Here is a 13,904-nt window from a genome sequence, read left to right as displayed (position 1 = left end):
CGAGGGCGACTCTGCCTCTGCGGCCCTACCCCTACCAATGTGTCTCTCCAGTCCTATCGATACAGCTGTGCGCGCGCCGAGTTTCGGAGCCGGCCCTCGCCGGCTCCGGTCACCTGCCGGCGTCAGGACAGGCGTGCGGCGACCGCGTTGCGGATCTCGGTCAGGTGTGCGCGGGTCAGCTCGCCGGCTCGCGCCGCGTCCTGGTCCGCCACCGCCTCGAAGATGGCGACGTGCTGGTCGTAGTCGGCGCGGTGGTCGTACATCCGCCGCACCTCCCGCTGCTCCCGACGCCGCACGGCGAGCAGTGAGTCGATCACCTCGTAGATGACGGTGTTGCCCGACGCCGCGGCGAGCTCGCGGTGGAAGTTCAACCGCGCCTCCGGCTGGTCGGCGTCGCGCGGTTGCAGAGCCGTGGCCAGTGCCGCCCGCAGCCGGTCGAGATTGTCTGACGTACGGTGCAGCGCCGCCCGCATGGCGATGGTGGGCTCGATCATCAACCGGGCCTCGACCAGCTGCAGGGTCGCCTCCGTGGAGATCCCCGTCGTGTGGGGATTGGCGAGGACCATCCGGGAAACGCCGGCCCCCACGTAGACACCCGAGCCATGACGCAACTCGACCGCGCCGGTCGCCTGCAGACCGCGGAGCGCCTCCCGGACGGTCGGGGCTGTGACGGAGAACCGTTTCGCCAGATCCCGCACCGTGGGGAGTCCGTCGCCGTAACTCAGGTTCTCCCGGCTGATGATCTCCAAGATCTGAGTCATCAGTCCGTCGGTGAGGCTCGGTCTCACCGACGGGGAGACCGGAGCGTCGTACTCCGTCATGCTGCCGCCATCCATTTCACGTTCGAAAAACGACCAAGTGAACTAGTCACTTGGTGACTCTGGCAGTGGACGAAGGTTCTGTCAATGGGTGCACAAAAGGCGATTCATCCTGCTGTCCGGGCGTGAATCCGAGGGCTGCGCGACCGCGATTGCCTCGTCAGAGCCGGTGAACGCGCGCACGCCGCAGCCCGGCGACCACGTCGTGGACGACGACGGAAACGGCTCGAGCGTGGTGGTGAGCGTGCTCTCCCACCTGGTCGGCGACGCGTCGCTCGCCTTCGATCCGTACGGCCGAGCCGCGAGGCGGATGCGATCGGAGAGGTAACGGAGAGGCTCCGCGATGACCCGGAGCTCGCGGCAGCGCGACCGGGCCTGCAAGCCGAGCGCTGATCCGGTGACGGCCGGTCAGCTGAGTACGGCGTCCAGGAGCAGGATGCCCGCACCGAGCAGCGCCGCGTCCGGACCTGAGCGCGTCACGGCGATCTCGAGGTCACGGGTGGCCAGGGGCAGACAACGTTCGTACACGGCGGCGCGGATGGCCGAGATGAGCGGCTCCGCCTTGGACAGGCTGCCCCCGACCACGATGGCGTCGGGGTTGATGAAGTTCACCAGGACGGTGAGCACCTCGCCGATGAGGCGGCCGGCGTTCCTCACCAGGGCGGTCGCCTCCGGTATGCCGTCGTCCACCAGGGCGACGACGTCGGACGGCCGCCCCACGGCGATCCCCTGCTCGGCGAGGACGCCCATCAGCGCGGCCCCGCTGGCGTAGGCCTCCAGGCAGTCGAGGTGGCCGCACGAGCACGTGACCGACGAGTCCGACCTGACGCGGACGTGGCTGATGTCGCCGGCCGCGCCGCGCCCGCGATGCAGGACTCCGTTGACGATCACTCCGCAGCCGATGCCGCTGCCGGCCTTCAGCACCAGGACGGTCTCGCAGCCCGGCCAGGCGCGGGCCTCTCCCACGGCCAGGAGATTGGCGTCGTTCTCGACGAGCACCGGCAGGTCGTAGTGCGCGCCGAAGTGCTCGGCGACGGGGAAGTTGTTCCACCCGGGCATCCGCGAGGGCGACACGACACGACCGCTGGCCGGATCCACGGGCCCGGGGAGGCCGATGGCGATCCCGCGCAGAGGGACGCCCGCCGGTCCGTGGGTCGCCAGCAGGTCGTCGAACGACGCCGCGATCCAGTTCAGAGTCGCCTCCGGCCCCAGGGCGATCTCACAGGGACGCTCCTCGACGACCAGAGGAGTGCCGCTGAGGTCGAGCAGGCCGAGACGCGCGTGGTGCCCCCCGAGGTCGGCCACCGCGAGCACGCCCGCGGTGGGACTGACCCGGAGCCTTCTCGGGCGCCGGCCGCCGCGCGAACTGACCGATCCCTCTTCGACGAGGAGGCCGCTCCCGATCAGTTCCTCGACGCGCAGGGAGACGCTCGACGCCGCCAGGCCGGAGAGACGGGCCAACTCCGCCCGCGACTCGGCGTGCCCGCCGGCGATGAGGCGCAGGAGATCACCTTGCGCACCCCGCACCGGCAACCTCTCTTTGCCTGACATGGACAGAGGAATACCACGGGTTAACTTTGTACGGCAACACGTTGACCTACGCCAGAATCATCCATTACGGTCCGCTTTATCTTCGATTTCGAAAGAAGATGGCGATGATTCGAGTTCAAGGGCTCAACAAGTGGTTCGGTGAGCACCACGTGTTGCGCGACATCGATCTTCACGTGGCCCAAGGAGAGGTCGTCGTGGTGATCGGTCCATCAGGGTCCGGCAAGTCCACACTGTGCCGCTGCCTCAACCGGCTGGAGTCCGCCGGTTCCGGCGAGATCCTCATCGACGGCGTGCCCGCCCCCGTGGAGGGCCGCGAACTGGCCCGGCTCAGGGCCGACGTCGGGATGGTCTTCCAGGCGTTCAATCTCTTCCAGCACAAGACCGTGCTGGACAACGTCATGCTCGCGCCGATGAAGGTGCGCGGCCTCAGCCGTGCCGAAGCGGAGAAGACCGCCCGGGACCTGCTGGCCCGCGTCGGGATCGCCGAGCAGGCCGGCAAGATGCCCGGGCAGCTTTCCGGCGGGCAACAGCAGCGGGCGGCCATCGCGAGGGCGCTCGCCATGCGGCCCAAGGTGATGCTCTTCGACGAGCCGACCTCGGCCCTCGACCCCGAGATGGTCGGCGAGGTCCTGGACGTCATGGTCCAGCTCGCCGCCGACGGCATGACCATGGTCGTCGTCACCCACGAGATGGGCTTCGCCCGCAGGGCCGCCGACCGGGTGGTCTTCATGGACGACGGCCAGATCGTCGAAATGGCGGAACCGAACGCCTTCTTCGAATCTCCCACGACGGACCGGGCCAGGAACTTCCTGGCCAAGGTACTCACTCACTGATCGCAAAGGATGGTGGGCCCGATGGTGTCCATGAGGCGGGTGGCCGCTGTCGCCGCCGTGTCGATGGTCGGCCTTTCGGCGGCCTGTTCCGGAACGGACTCGACGAGCTCGGCGGTGCCGGGCGCACCCAAGGACAACAGCGTGATCGCGCAGGCTCCGGTCGCCTCCGCGGCCGAGATCCTGCCCGGCTCGACGATGGAGAAGATCAAGCAGCGCGGCGAGCTGATCGTCGGCGGTTCGCTCGACGCGCCGCTGCTGTCCCAGCAGAACCCGACGACCGGCGAGGTCGAGGGGTTCGACGCCGACATGGGCAAGGCCCTGGCGAAGTACATCATCGGCCAGCCCAAGGTGAAGATCGTCAACGCGGCGTCCGAGACCCGTGAGGCGCTGCTGAGCAACGGCACCGTCGACGTCGTCTTCCAGACGTACACGATCACTCCGGAGCGGGCCGAGCAGGTCGCCTTCGCCGGGCCGTACTACTCCTCGGGCCTGACCATCGCGGTGAAGAAAGGCGCGGCGGGGATCGCCAAGCCGGAGGACCTGAACGGCAAGACCGTCATCGCCGGCGCGAACACCCCCGCCATCGCGGCCATCAAGCAGCTCGCCCCGCAGGCGACGATCGTGACGTTCGGCAGCGACCCCGAATGCGTCCAGGCGCTCAAGCAGGACCGCGGCGTCGCCTACGTCCAGGACGAGACGCTCCTCGTCGCCGACGCCCAGAAGGACCCGACGATCCAGGTCGTCGGCTCGCCGTTCACGACCGACCCGTACGGCATCGGCCTGAAGCACGGCGACGACCAGTTCAAGAAGTTCGTCAACGACTGGCTCACGAAGATCCAGGGCCAGGGCGTCTGGCAGCAGATCTGGAAGGGCTCCCTCGGCACGGTCGTGCAGGGTGAGGCCCCGACTCCGCCGCAGATCGGATCGGTTCCGGGTTCCTGATGTCCGCGTTACTCGATCACCTGCCCGAGTTCTGGCAGGGGCTGATCGTGACCCTCCAGTTGACCGCGGCGTCGTTCGCCGGCGCCGCGGTCATGGGTCTGGTGATCGCCGCCCTGCGGGTCAGCCCGGTCCCCGTCCTGCGCGGGATCGGGACGGCCTACGTGGAGACCCTGCAGAACCTGCCGCTCCTCGTCCTGCTGGTCCTCGCGGTCTTCGGCCTGCCGGAGATCGGCCTGCAGGCCGGCCTCCAGGTCACGGCCACCGTCGTCATCGCGCTCTATGAGGGCGCCTACATCGCCGAGGCCCTGCGCTCCGGCGTCAACGCGGTCTCCTCAGGTCAGGGCGAGGCGGCGCGCGCGCTGGGACTGACCTTCGGCCAGTCCCTGCGCCACGTGGTGCTGCCCCAGGCGCTGCGGACGGTCATCCAGCCGATCGGGAACATCTTCATCGCCCTGACGATGAACACCTCGCTCGCGGCGGCGGTCGGCGTCGTCGAACTGACGGCCGCCGCCAACCGGGTCAATCTCCTGGAGGCTCAGCCCATTCCGATCTTCGTGGGCGCCGGCCTGGCCTACGCGGTCATCGCGGCCTGCGCCGGCTTGGTGACCGGCCGGCTCGAACGCCGACTGGCGGTGGTCCGGTGAGCAACGTGTTGTTCGACGAGCCCGGCCCACGGGCTCGCCGCAGGATCAGGATCGCGACCGTCGCAGGAGCGATCGTCCTGCTGGCACTGGTGGCGCTCGCCGTCCGCCAGTTCGCCGCGAACGGCCAGCTCGCCGCCGACCGCTGGCAGCCGTACGCGACCTGGCCGATGTGGCGCTACCTGCTCGGCGGGCTGTGGTCCACCGTGCTCGCGGCGGTCGTGTCGGCCGCGCTCTCGATGGCGGCCGGCCTGGCGCTCGCGCTCGGACGGCTGTCGCGGCGGCCGTGGGTCCGGATGCCGTCGGCCGCCTACGTGGAGACCGTGCGGACGATCCCCGTACTGGTGCTGGTCTACGTCGTGCTGTTCGCGCTGCCCCGGTACGGCCTGGACCTGCCGCTGTTCTGGAAACTCGTGGTGCCGCTGACCGTCTCGAACGCCTCGTTGTTCGCGGAGGTCTTCCGGGCGGGAATCCTGTCCATCGAGCGGGGCCAGAGCGAGGCCGGGCTCGCCGTCGGACTGACGCACGGGCAGACCATGCGCCTGATCGTGCTGCCGCAGGCGGCCCGGCGCGTCCTGCCCTCGATCGTCAGCCAGTCGGTCGGGCTACTGAAGGACACCTCGCTCGGCTTCGTCGTCAGCTACGCCGAGCTGCTCTACAGCGGCAAGGTGCTGGCGAACTACAACGGCCTGCTCATCCAGACCTACATCGTCGTCGCGCTGGTCTATCTGGTGGTCAACGCGTCGCTGTCCAAACTGGCCCGCACTCTCGAGGCGCGCCAGCCGCGAAGGAGGCTCTTTCGTGCCTGAGTTCTTCCCGCTCGCCGAGGTGGTGCGGTCGGGGTTCGTGGAGAGCGTGCACTTCGGCAGCGCCGTCGCTCTCACGCCCGACGGCCGCACCGCCGTCGCGCGCGGCCAGGTCGGCGCGCCGGTGTTGCCGCGCTCGTCCGCCAAGCCGTTCCAGGCGCTCGCCTGCCTGCTCTCCGGCGCCGACCTGTACGGCCCGCGCCTGGCGATCGCGGCCGGAAGCCACACGGGTGAGGACTTCCACGTGCGGCTGGTCTCCGAGATGCTGGCCGAGGCCGGGCTCGGATTCGACGCCCTGGGCTGTCCCACCGACTGGCCGGAGGACGAGGCCACCCGGCACGCGCTGATCCGAGGCGGCCAGGGGCCGTCACGTGAGCGGATGAACTGCTCGGGCAAACACGCCGCGATGCTCGCCGCGTCGGCGGTCTCCGGCTGGGCCGTCGACTCCTACCTCGACCCCGGCCATCCCGTCCAGCAGCGGGTCCGCGCAGTCGTCGAGGAGTTGTCGGGAGAGAAGGCGGCCCACGTCGCCGTCGATGGTTGCGGCGCACCGCTGTTCGGCATCTCGCTGGAGGGTCTGGCGAGAGCCGTACAGGCCATGGTGCTCGCCGAGCCGGGGACGGCGCCGCGGGCGGTCGCGGACGCGATGCGCGAACACCCCGAGTACGTCGGCGGGACCGGTCACGTGAACACCTCGCTCATGCGGGCCCTGCCGGGCGCGCTGGCGAAGGGCGGGGCCGAAGGGGTGCTCGTCGTCGCGCTCGCCTCGGGGCACGCTGCGGCGGTCAAGGTCATCGACGGCAGCCCACGGGCCACGACCGCGATCGCTCTGGCGACGCTGCGAGCGGCGGGCGGGGACGTCACGCCGGCCGCGGAGTTCGCGACCGTTCCGGTGCTGGGCGGGGGAATCCCGGTCGGCGAGATCCACGCTTCGGGGGAAGCATGAGTCTCGCGTACGAGATCTTCATCGACAGCACGGCGGGCGCGCTGGTCTCCGAAGTGATCGCCGCCTCGGCGCTTTAGCCGTCCGACCTTGTGCGTGGCCTGGCCGGCTCCCGGCCAGGCCACGTCACGTTACGTCGTGGGCTCTGCCGCGTCGACGCCGGCCTTGCGATCCGCGCGCCAGGCGAACACGACATGCACGAGCCCGCCCGCACCGGGCAGCGCGGTGGCCAGAAGAACTCCCAGGACCGTGTAGTAGAGGAAATTGGTTGGGGTGTCCTCGCCGGACAGCGTGAGAGCCGCCGTGAGGGCCGCCGCCGCCGCGATGCCGAGAAGGATGAGGTAGAGAGCCAGGCGGTTCCTCAGCGTCCAGGTCGTCCGGAGTTCGCGCCAGAGGGACCAGACGACCGGGACGGTCAGTATCGGACTCCCGCCGACGACGTATCCGAGGGCGAGCAACGGATGAGCGGCCGCGTAGCCTCCGAGCGCCGTGACCCCTTCTTCCCATACGTGCGCGGGCGGGTCGCAGACGTCCCTGAGCCAGACTCCCCCGCCGAACACGACCGCGAGACCCGCGAGTGTGAAGGCGTACCTACTCCACGGCCGGGGTTCCGACGCTGACATTCCGATCACAACGCCAATCATGGCGGCCGGCCGAAATCCCTGCCGCGTCCGATGTCGATCCCGCCGGAGGCCGTTCGTACAGAGGATGAGAAGCCGGCACCGGGCCGGCGGCGGACGGCCGGAGGATGCGGGCGCATGCGGAAGATCGTTGTGATCGAACACGTGACCCTCGATGGCGTGATGCAGGCGCCGGGCACGCCTGACGAGGACGTGCGCGACGGGTTCGAGCACGGTGGCTGGGCACAGCCGGGCAACGACGCGGTGATGGGCGGCGAGATGGCGAAGGGGATGGGCGGCGCCGAACTGCTGTTCGGCCGGCGGACCTACGAGCAGTTCTTCGCCTTCTGGCCCGCTCAACCGGAGCCGAACCCCTTCACCGAGGTGCTGGACAAGACCCAGAAGTACGTCGCGTCGACGACGCTGACCGAGCCTCTCCCCTGGGTCAACTCCACGCTGCTGGCGGGCGACGCCGTCAAGGCCGTGGCCGAGCTCAAGGAGCAGCCCGGCAAGGACCTCGCGATCCTGGGCAGCGGGGAGCTCGTCCGGTCACTGATGGGGCAGGATCTCGTCGACGTGTACAAGCTGCTGATCCATCCGTTGGTCCTGGGATCGGGGCGCCGCCTGTTCCCCGACGCCGGCCCGCCGGCCGGACTCCGGCTCACCCATTCGGTGACGACGACCACTGGCGTGGTGATCGCCACCTACCGGCCGGCCGCCTCCGTCGACGCCTGACATCGACGCCGACGCACTCGTCCAAGCGCGAAAGGAGCACCCGATGAAGCAGTACATGCTCAGCGTGATCCAGCCCGACGGGGACCCGCCCCCGCCCGAGATCATGGATCCGATCACCCGGAACCTCGACGCTCTGAACCAGGAGATGAAGGCCGCCGGCGTGTGGGTCTTCGCCAGTCGTCTGCACCCGGCGAGCACGGCGACCGTGCTGCGGGTCAAGGACGGCGACGTGCTCATGACCGACGGACCGTACGCGGAGGGCAAGGAACACCTCGGCGGGTTCACGATCATCAGGGCGCCCGATCTCGACGCGGCGCTCGAATGGGGCAGCAGGCTCGCCCAGGCGATCGGCCTGCTCCCGATCGAGGTGCGGCCGTTCGAAGACGAGGCCTGACGCCTGGAGACCAGTGCTGCACTCGAAATTCACTCGGCGTCGGTCAAGCGGAATCCCATGAGAGGGATCTCGAAAGGGTCGATGTCGGCGAAGTCATCGAAGTCGCTGGAAGAACCTTCGACGCAGAAGCCGAAGAACCTCTCCAGCGCCGCCTCTCCGAGGTCCAGAGGGTGGAAGGGGAAGGGATACGGTTCCTCCCCGAACTCGGCTTCCACCGGATGATCCTCGGCCCAGTAGGGCACCTCGAACGGCATGACCTCACCGACGTTCTCGATGATCCCCTCATCGGGAGCGAGGCTGAGCGCGCGGACGAGCGTCCCGTCGTGCCATACGCCGAACGCCAGCCAGTCGACCACGCTGTGCATCGCGTGCAGGTAGGTGCGCCTGCCGTCGTGGGCGACGTACTCAGCGGCCAGCAGTGACGGTCGGTCGATCATCAGATGCTGGCCGGTGATGATGTCGAGGCCGGGGAAGCATCCCAGGTAGACGGTTCCCTTAGGCGGATAGACGTCATCGCCGAGGGTCCCGTCCTCGATCTGCGTGATCTGTTTGCCGGCGGACATCCTGGAGATCAGGCGACGGCAGGCGTCCCTGTCGAGTGCCGGTCGCGCCTGCAGCGCATCGGCCACGTCGCCTTCCGCGTGTATGAGGAGACCTGTCTTCGCGCCCATGTCCGATCCCGCTTCGATAGTGGAGAGTCGGAGGGACCATAGCGGGCCCGCGTGACATTCCTCGCGCCGTCGCCCCGGTGCTCGGCTTCGTGCATCGGTGAGCACGGTCATCGCGCGCTACGGCCGGTGCCGTCCGTGGCATGCTCGGCACATGAGGGCGAGCCGGTCAGGATGCAGGGTGTGCCGGTTTTGGTCACCATGCTGGAGGATCCCTTCCGAAGCGTCTTCGACGCGATTGAAGTACTGACCTTCGTCGCCGTCCGCACAGAGCGGATCCTGCTGAGAATCACCGCCATCAAGGTGCTCCACACCACCTACCGGTCCTGCTCACCTCCCGACTGGCCACCCTCGACCGACTCCCGGGAGTCACACAAAGGTGGCTGGCCGAGGAGTTCGAGGTCGCGGAGACAGGAACGACCTGGTGCAGTTGGCCGCCGACGTCGCACTGCGACGTGAAACCGCGAGGCCACCGCCCCTTCGTCTTCGAGGTCGAATCGGCCCAAGCCGCGCCCAGCCGATGGGAAGCAGAGCCGACCCGGGCACAAGCCACGAGCGCTAATTTACGATCGTGCCCTCGCCCGAATCCCACAACCCCACACGCAGAGCCTGGAGCCTGTCTCGTGTGGCGTTCACGCTGTTAAGCGCGGTCATACTCGGCGGAATCGTGATTCTCATCGCCGCACGCCATCCCCAGAAGGTGTACGTCGCGACTGCAGATCTGCCTGCATTTCATCGAGTCACCGAACGAGACATCCGCTTACAAGAGATGCCCGCAGAAGACCTTCCACAAGAACCGATGAACAACCCGGACTCGCTGGTCGGACGATACACCCTCGCCCCCCTCACCAAAGACAAACCGTTCGCTGAGTCTTCACTCGGACCACTATTAGCCCGAACGGATCTGGATGGAATGTTGTTCACATCTATCAAGGCGACATCCGAAACCACCCTGGGAGGTCGACTGGCTCGCGGAGACCACGTGAACGTGCTGTTGTCGACCACTGCCCCTGATACCACATCTGCGCAGCTCACCAACGTTCTTGTGGTGGACGTGACAAGAGAGGTCGTGGTGGTCGCGATAACCGCGGACGAATCGAAGACCATGCTAAACGCCCTCGGCACCAGTCACGTCTCCGTCGCGCGCCTGAGGGCCTACGTCCGTCCGTGACCCATTGTCTCGGCGAGCACGGTGCCGATTCTGGCTGTCCGACCATCCCGGCGCGCCCCCCATAACCACGAATCTCGTAATCATATTGAAGGCGTCTCGTTCATCGCGCACGTCATCAGCCGTCGGCCACATTTCCAGAAGCTTATCTCGGTAGAGATCGAAAGCGGTTCTTTGTTGTTCGCCGAGTTCTTCCGCTCCACTCAGGGCGAACCGGTAAGCGACATATGCTGCGACGAATCCTCCGCCCACGACCAGCCCGTACAACAAAGGTGGCTGCCCTGTCAACAGCATTGCCATCCCGGAAATGGTCGTGGCAATCGACGCCAGAAATGATACGACCAGCGGGAATTCGTAATTTGCCACATATTCCTCATAGTCCCGCTGAAATTGCTCCGGAAGCAGCGAGAATAGCCGTGGCCAGAATAAGATCGTGTCGACCCCGTATCTATCTCTCGGGTAATTCTCCGCCGCTTGCAGCACATTTCCTAATCGCGTGGGAAAAACCGAGGACTCTTCCCCGGAGTAACGGTAATACACCGAGACAACATCCGGCACCGCCCCGTCTCTATCATCAAGAAGAACCCGCATTCGTTCTGTATGCCACCTGACTCCCGGAACAGTCTTCCAACCAAGAAGCACGCTCAGGCGCCGCAGTGGATAGCCCTCAAAGAGGCGAACGATACCTCGCCACTGACTGGATACCGCCGCCGCCAGAAACCAGATCGCGGCAAGATATCCAAGAAGGGCGACAACCTTGGTGACCGCGTCCAACGCCCCCCACCAGGCCGACACACGCGTGAAGGTCGTCAGGCATGCCGTCACGAGCGAGATCGTCAGGCTGGCAAATACGAAAGTCGGAAGCAACGCGTTGAATAGAAAGCGTCTCGGAAAAGATCCGGCGATTTGCTGACTGAAATGCTCGAACAAAGATCCTCCCTCAGCGTGGTCGAACTGGCGGAGGATCCCCGTCGGCGGCATCTCGCATGTCGCTGCCTTTCCCCAGGCAATCAGGGCATCGACTACACCTGCAGTGACTCGGTGGTCGACTTACAGGTCCAAATGTGTGCAGGCACTGGCGACAGAAGAAGTTCCAGCCCCGGTTGACGGCATCCCCCGCTGGCCGGGAGCCTCCTGGGCTCATATGAGCGTCCCTTCCACCCCACGCCCCCGGGACACCTCGATAATCGGCCCCGCTCACGCTGCGCGCAATAGACATCACGTGATCCATTGGATGCGCCGGCCCCGTAGCCGACACCGGCCTGCAAAGGCGCAACTGTTCAGCGATGACAGAGAGGGCTCTACTCGCTAAGGGCTCTCGCCTTTCGCCCCTTCCGGTGGTTGCTGTCACGTCCGCTACGCGAGCGGACGCCGTGCAGGACCAGGGCCACCGCTCTGTCGGTGAAGTCCTGGTCCAGGGGCATTTGCCGGAACACGACCCGCAACCAGACGGCGCCCGCGAGCAGATCGACGATCATCATCGGATCGGCCGACGTGTCGATCTCCCCCCGCTCACGGGCCCGTTCGAAGATCGGCAGCTCTCGGGCGAAGCGGTCGGCGAAGAAACCCTTCGCCGCGTCGGCCAGGGCGGGATCGTGTACGGCGGCGCCCAGCGCCGCGACGGCGATGTCGGACGCCGGAGGGACGGTGAGCAACCGTGTGACGCCGTCGACCAGGCTCCGGAGATCTCCGGCGAGGCTGCCGGTGTCCGGCGCCTCGAAGTCGAGCGCCTCCGCCTCGACGAGCGCCGCGCCGAGCAGGGCCGCCTTGGACGGCCACCAGCGGTAGATCGTCGTCTTGTTGACCTCGGATCGCCCGGCCACGCCCTCGATGGTGAGGCCCTCATACCCCTTCTCCGCGAGCAACTCGAGCGTCGCGTCCAGGATCTGCCGCTTCTTGCGAGGAGCCATGTCCGGGAGTGTAGTGCAACGCACCGTTGCGTTGTACTCTGAGGAAAACACAACGCACCGTTGCGTTGTACTCTGAGGAGGCCGCAATGGGACCGCCGATCGTCTTCATCCATGGGATCCGGGTCAGCGGCACGATGTGGGACCCGGTCAGGGCCCATCTCACGAGCCCCTCCGCCGCCCCGGACCTGCCGGGGCACGGTTCCAGGCGCGGCATGCCGTACGACATGGACGCGGCCTGCGAGGTCGTCGCCGGCTGCATCACCGATCTGGGCGGACGGGCGCTCGTCGCCGGGCTGTCCCTCGGCGGCTACGTCGGCATCGCCACCGCCGCACGTCACCCCGCACTCGTGGCCGGCCTGGTGGCGATGGGCTGCACGGCGAAGCCCACCGGGAGTCGCGCCGCGGTCTACCGCCTCGCGGGCCGCCTCGCCGCCCGCAACCCCTCGCTGGCCGGCCGCCTGAGTGTGTACGGCTTCCGCAGGGCGCTTCCGGGGCCGGTCGCGGAGGCGTTCGCCGCAGGAGGCGTCTCCTGCGAGGTGATGCCCTCGGTCGTCGAGGCCGTCACCGCCGAGGATCCCCTGGCCTCACTCGCGGCCTATCCCGGCCGGGTATGGCTGGTGAACGGCTCCCGCGACCCCTTTCGCGTCGACGAACAGGAGTTCCTCCGGGCGTGCGCCCGCGGCAGTCTCACTCACCTGCCCGGACGAGGTCACCTGACCGTGCTCGCCGATCCCGCGAGGATCGCCCGTTTCATCGAGAGCGCCGCGCGAGCCGGCGATTCCATGACATCCATGGAAACTTTCGCCCCATAAGCCCCACCACACCCACAATCGGGATTATTTTACCCAGATATGGTCAGAAGTGACGTTAATGTCATGGCAGCCTCAAATGCATGCATACAAGGAAATTTATCCCGGTAGTGTGCATGGCCGTTCTTGGCATGTTCACCGGGTTCTCCGCGCCGGCGCTGGCCCAGTCCGCACAGGCACCGGCCTCATCCGTCCACTCCGCCACGGCGGACAGCGCGCCACCGGTCTACGGACGGGCGACCTACCTGCTCGACGCCTCGACGGGCGCGGTCCGGTTGGACGACGACGGTGCCCGGCGCATGCCGATCGCCAGCCTCACCAAGATGATGACCGCCTACGTCGTCCTCAGGCAGGCCAAGCTGACCGACACCGTCACCATCACCGGTGACGACGAGCGGTATGCCAACGACAACGACGGCACAAGTGCCGATCTCGATCCCGGCGACCGCGTCCAGGTGAAAGACCTGCTCTACGGCCTGATGCTGCCGTCGGGCGCGGACGCCGCCCACGCGATGGCCCGCACCTACGGCCCCGGCGTCGACAAGTTCGTCGACAAGATGAACGCCGCCGCCCAGCAACTCGGGCTGAAGGACACCCACTACGTCAACCCCGACGGACTGCCGATGGCGAGCGGCGACGGCTACTCCACCGCGCAGGACCAGGCCCGGCTGGCCGCGGCCGCCCTGCGCGACAAGACGTTCGAGAAGGTGACCTCCACCCAGCAGTACAGCATCGGCTCGACCGCGGCACACGGCGCCCACACGTGGAACAACACCAACGAGATGCTCGACCTGCCGGGCGCGCTCGGTGTGAAGACCGGCTTCACCCAGGCCGCGGGCTTCTGCCTGGCGTTCGCGGCGGACCGCCAGGGACATCGGTTGATCGGCGTCATCCTCGGCGAGGACGTCTCCAGCAGGCGTTTCCGCACCGCCGAGTCCCTGCTGGACTGGGCGGCGGACAACCCGGCGCCCCAGCGCAGCGCCGCCGCCTAGAGCCGCCGACCGTCATCGCGGCCTTAAAGGTTGATACTCGGGCAAATGGGTTGATAGCTGGTGCCAGACTGGCG

General features: G+C 67.4%; 17 protein-coding genes. 11 read left to right on the top strand and 6 right to left on the bottom strand.

What is annotated here, in order from left to right:
• Positions 1 to 122: 122 nt before the first annotated feature.
• Positions 123 to 821: a FadR/GntR family transcriptional regulator gene (locus tag Pmi06nite_RS12740; protein WP_203953135.1), complete on the bottom strand. Its 699-nt coding sequence runs from the start codon at positions 819 to 821 to the stop codon at positions 123 to 125.
• An 88-nt stretch (positions 822 to 909) separates the two neighbouring features.
• On the opposite strand from Pmi06nite_RS12740, the gene Pmi06nite_RS12735 reads away from it, so the two are divergent.
• Positions 910 to 1,146 (top strand): hypothetical protein, encoded by a 237-nt coding sequence (locus Pmi06nite_RS12735; protein WP_203953134.1) that lies wholly within the window; start codon positions 910 to 912, stop codon positions 1,144 to 1,146.
• Positions 1,147 to 1,226: 80 nt separating this feature from the next.
• Here Pmi06nite_RS12735 and Pmi06nite_RS12730 read toward each other — a convergent pair whose 3' ends face one another.
• Positions 1,227 to 2,369: an ROK family transcriptional regulator gene (locus Pmi06nite_RS12730; RefSeq protein ID WP_239113855.1), complete on the bottom strand. Its 1,143-nt coding sequence runs from the start codon at positions 2,367 to 2,369 to the stop codon at positions 1,227 to 1,229.
• Between the two features lie 104 nt (positions 2,370 to 2,473).
• On the opposite strand from Pmi06nite_RS12730, the gene Pmi06nite_RS12725 reads away from it, so the two are divergent.
• Genes Pmi06nite_RS12725 through Pmi06nite_RS12705 form a run of 5 tightly spaced genes read left to right on the top strand, consistent with a single transcriptional unit; the run spans position 2,474 to position 6,537 of the window.
• Positions 2,474 to 3,202: an amino acid ABC transporter ATP-binding protein gene (locus Pmi06nite_RS12725; protein WP_203953133.1), complete on the top strand. Its 729-nt coding sequence runs from the start codon at positions 2,474 to 2,476 to the stop codon at positions 3,200 to 3,202.
• 21 nt (positions 3,203 to 3,223) lie between these two features.
• Positions 3,224 to 4,144, top strand: coding sequence for a glutamate ABC transporter substrate-binding protein (locus tag Pmi06nite_RS12720; protein ID WP_203953132.1), 921 nt, complete (start codon positions 3,224 to 3,226; stop codon positions 4,142 to 4,144).
• A complete protein-coding gene (locus Pmi06nite_RS12715; protein WP_203953131.1) occupies positions 4,144 to 4,788 on the top strand; it encodes an amino acid ABC transporter permease in 645 nt (214 codons plus the stop codon). The genes Pmi06nite_RS12720 and Pmi06nite_RS12715 overlap by 1 nt, the downstream gene beginning before the upstream one ends.
• Positions 4,785 to 5,594 carry an amino acid ABC transporter permease gene (locus Pmi06nite_RS12710; protein WP_203953130.1) on the top strand — a complete coding sequence of 270 codons (810 nt, stop codon included), beginning with the start codon at positions 4,785 to 4,787 and terminating at the stop codon, positions 5,592 to 5,594. Before Pmi06nite_RS12715 ends, Pmi06nite_RS12710 begins: the two co-directional genes overlap by 4 nt.
• On the top strand, positions 5,587 to 6,537 hold the full coding sequence (locus Pmi06nite_RS12705; protein WP_203953129.1) for an asparaginase: 951 nt from the start codon (positions 5,587 to 5,589) through the stop codon (positions 6,535 to 6,537). Before Pmi06nite_RS12710 ends, Pmi06nite_RS12705 begins: the two co-directional genes overlap by 8 nt.
• Positions 6,538 to 6,665: 128 nt before the next feature.
• On the opposite strand, the gene Pmi06nite_RS12700 is transcribed toward Pmi06nite_RS12705, so the two are convergent.
• Entirely contained in the window at positions 6,666 to 7,166 is a 501-nt protein-coding gene (locus Pmi06nite_RS12700) for a hypothetical protein (protein WP_203953128.1), read from the bottom strand.
• A gap of 126 nt (positions 7,167 to 7,292) precedes the next feature.
• On the opposite strand from Pmi06nite_RS12700, the gene Pmi06nite_RS12695 reads away from it, so the two are divergent.
• Entirely contained in the window at positions 7,293 to 7,889 is a 597-nt protein-coding gene (locus Pmi06nite_RS12695) for a dihydrofolate reductase family protein (protein WP_203953127.1), read from the top strand.
• A 43-nt stretch (positions 7,890 to 7,932) separates the two neighbouring features.
• Positions 7,933 to 8,283 carry a YciI family protein gene (locus tag Pmi06nite_RS12690; RefSeq protein WP_203953126.1) on the top strand — a complete coding sequence of 117 codons (351 nt, stop codon included), beginning with the start codon at positions 7,933 to 7,935 and terminating at the stop codon, positions 8,281 to 8,283.
• A gap of 29 nt (positions 8,284 to 8,312) precedes the next feature.
• On the opposite strand, the gene Pmi06nite_RS12685 is transcribed toward Pmi06nite_RS12690, so the two are convergent.
• Positions 8,313 to 8,954 carry a DUF6928 family protein gene (locus Pmi06nite_RS12685; protein WP_203953125.1) on the bottom strand — a complete coding sequence of 214 codons (642 nt, stop codon included), beginning with the start codon at positions 8,952 to 8,954 and terminating at the stop codon, positions 8,313 to 8,315.
• A gap of 622 nt (positions 8,955 to 9,576) precedes the next feature.
• On the opposite strand from Pmi06nite_RS12685, the gene Pmi06nite_RS12680 reads away from it, so the two are divergent.
• Positions 9,577 to 10,122, top strand: coding sequence for an SAF domain-containing protein (locus tag Pmi06nite_RS12680; protein WP_203953124.1), 546 nt, complete (start codon positions 9,577 to 9,579; stop codon positions 10,120 to 10,122).
• On the opposite strand, the gene Pmi06nite_RS12675 is transcribed toward Pmi06nite_RS12680, so the two are convergent.
• Entirely contained in the window at positions 10,060 to 11,049 is a 990-nt protein-coding gene (locus Pmi06nite_RS12675) for a hypothetical protein (RefSeq protein ID WP_203953123.1), read from the bottom strand. The two genes, Pmi06nite_RS12680 and Pmi06nite_RS12675, sit on opposite strands and share 63 nt — an antisense overlap.
• Positions 11,050 to 11,420: 371 nt before the next feature.
• Entirely contained in the window at positions 11,421 to 12,029 is a 609-nt protein-coding gene (locus tag Pmi06nite_RS12670) for a TetR/AcrR family transcriptional regulator (protein WP_203953122.1), read from the bottom strand.
• Between the two features lie 86 nt (positions 12,030 to 12,115).
• Between Pmi06nite_RS12670 and Pmi06nite_RS12665 the strand changes: the two genes are divergently transcribed.
• Positions 12,116 to 12,841, top strand: coding sequence for an alpha/beta fold hydrolase (locus Pmi06nite_RS12665; protein ID WP_203953121.1), 726 nt, complete (start codon positions 12,116 to 12,118; stop codon positions 12,839 to 12,841).
• Between the two features lie 113 nt (positions 12,842 to 12,954).
• Positions 12,955 to 13,830, top strand: a complete 876-nt coding sequence (locus Pmi06nite_RS12660; protein ID WP_239113854.1) for a D-alanyl-D-alanine carboxypeptidase family protein — start codon at positions 12,955 to 12,957, stop codon at positions 13,828 to 13,830.
• The last annotated feature ends 74 nt before the right edge of the window (positions 13,831 to 13,904 follow it).

It is taken from the genome of Planotetraspora mira (assembly GCF_016863275.1).
In the GTDB taxonomy this organism is placed as follows: Bacteria; Actinomycetota; Actinomycetes; order Streptosporangiales; family Streptosporangiaceae; genus Planotetraspora; species Planotetraspora mira.
This window is presented reverse-complemented; position numbering and strand designations above follow the sequence as displayed.

Bases quoted from the DNA above. Each gene is read 5' to 3' on its own strand.
- Pmi06nite_RS12690 (WP_203953126.1), top strand. From the start codon at position 7,933: ATGAAGCAGTACATGCTCAGCGTGATCCAGCCCGACGGGGACCCGCCC.
- Pmi06nite_RS12685 (WP_203953125.1), bottom strand. From the start codon at position 8,954: ATGGGCGCGAAGACAGGTCTCCTCATACACGCGGAAGGCGACGTGGCC.
- Pmi06nite_RS12715 (WP_203953131.1), top strand. From the start codon at position 4,144: ATGTCCGCGTTACTCGATCACCTGCCCGAGTTCTGGCAGGGGCTGATC.
- Pmi06nite_RS12695 (WP_203953127.1), top strand. From the start codon at position 7,293: ATGCGGAAGATCGTTGTGATCGAACACGTGACCCTCGATGGCGTGATG.
- Pmi06nite_RS12720 (WP_203953132.1), top strand. From the start codon at position 3,224: ATGGTGTCCATGAGGCGGGTGGCCGCTGTCGCCGCCGTGTCGATGGTC.
- Pmi06nite_RS12725 (WP_203953133.1), top strand. From the start codon at position 2,474: ATGATTCGAGTTCAAGGGCTCAACAAGTGGTTCGGTGAGCACCACGTG.
- Pmi06nite_RS12740 (WP_203953135.1), bottom strand. From the start codon at position 821: ATGACGGAGTACGACGCTCCGGTCTCCCCGTCGGTGAGACCGAGCCTC.
- Pmi06nite_RS12670 (WP_203953122.1), bottom strand. From the start codon at position 12,029: ATGGCTCCTCGCAAGAAGCGGCAGATCCTGGACGCGACGCTCGAGTTG.
- Pmi06nite_RS12730 (WP_239113855.1), bottom strand. From the start codon at position 2,369: ATGTCAGGCAAAGAGAGGTTGCCGGTGCGGGGTGCGCAAGGTGATCTC.
- Pmi06nite_RS12665 (WP_203953121.1), top strand. From the start codon at position 12,116: ATGGGACCGCCGATCGTCTTCATCCATGGGATCCGGGTCAGCGGCACG.
- Pmi06nite_RS12660 (WP_239113854.1), top strand. From the start codon at position 12,955: ATGGCCGTTCTTGGCATGTTCACCGGGTTCTCCGCGCCGGCGCTGGCC.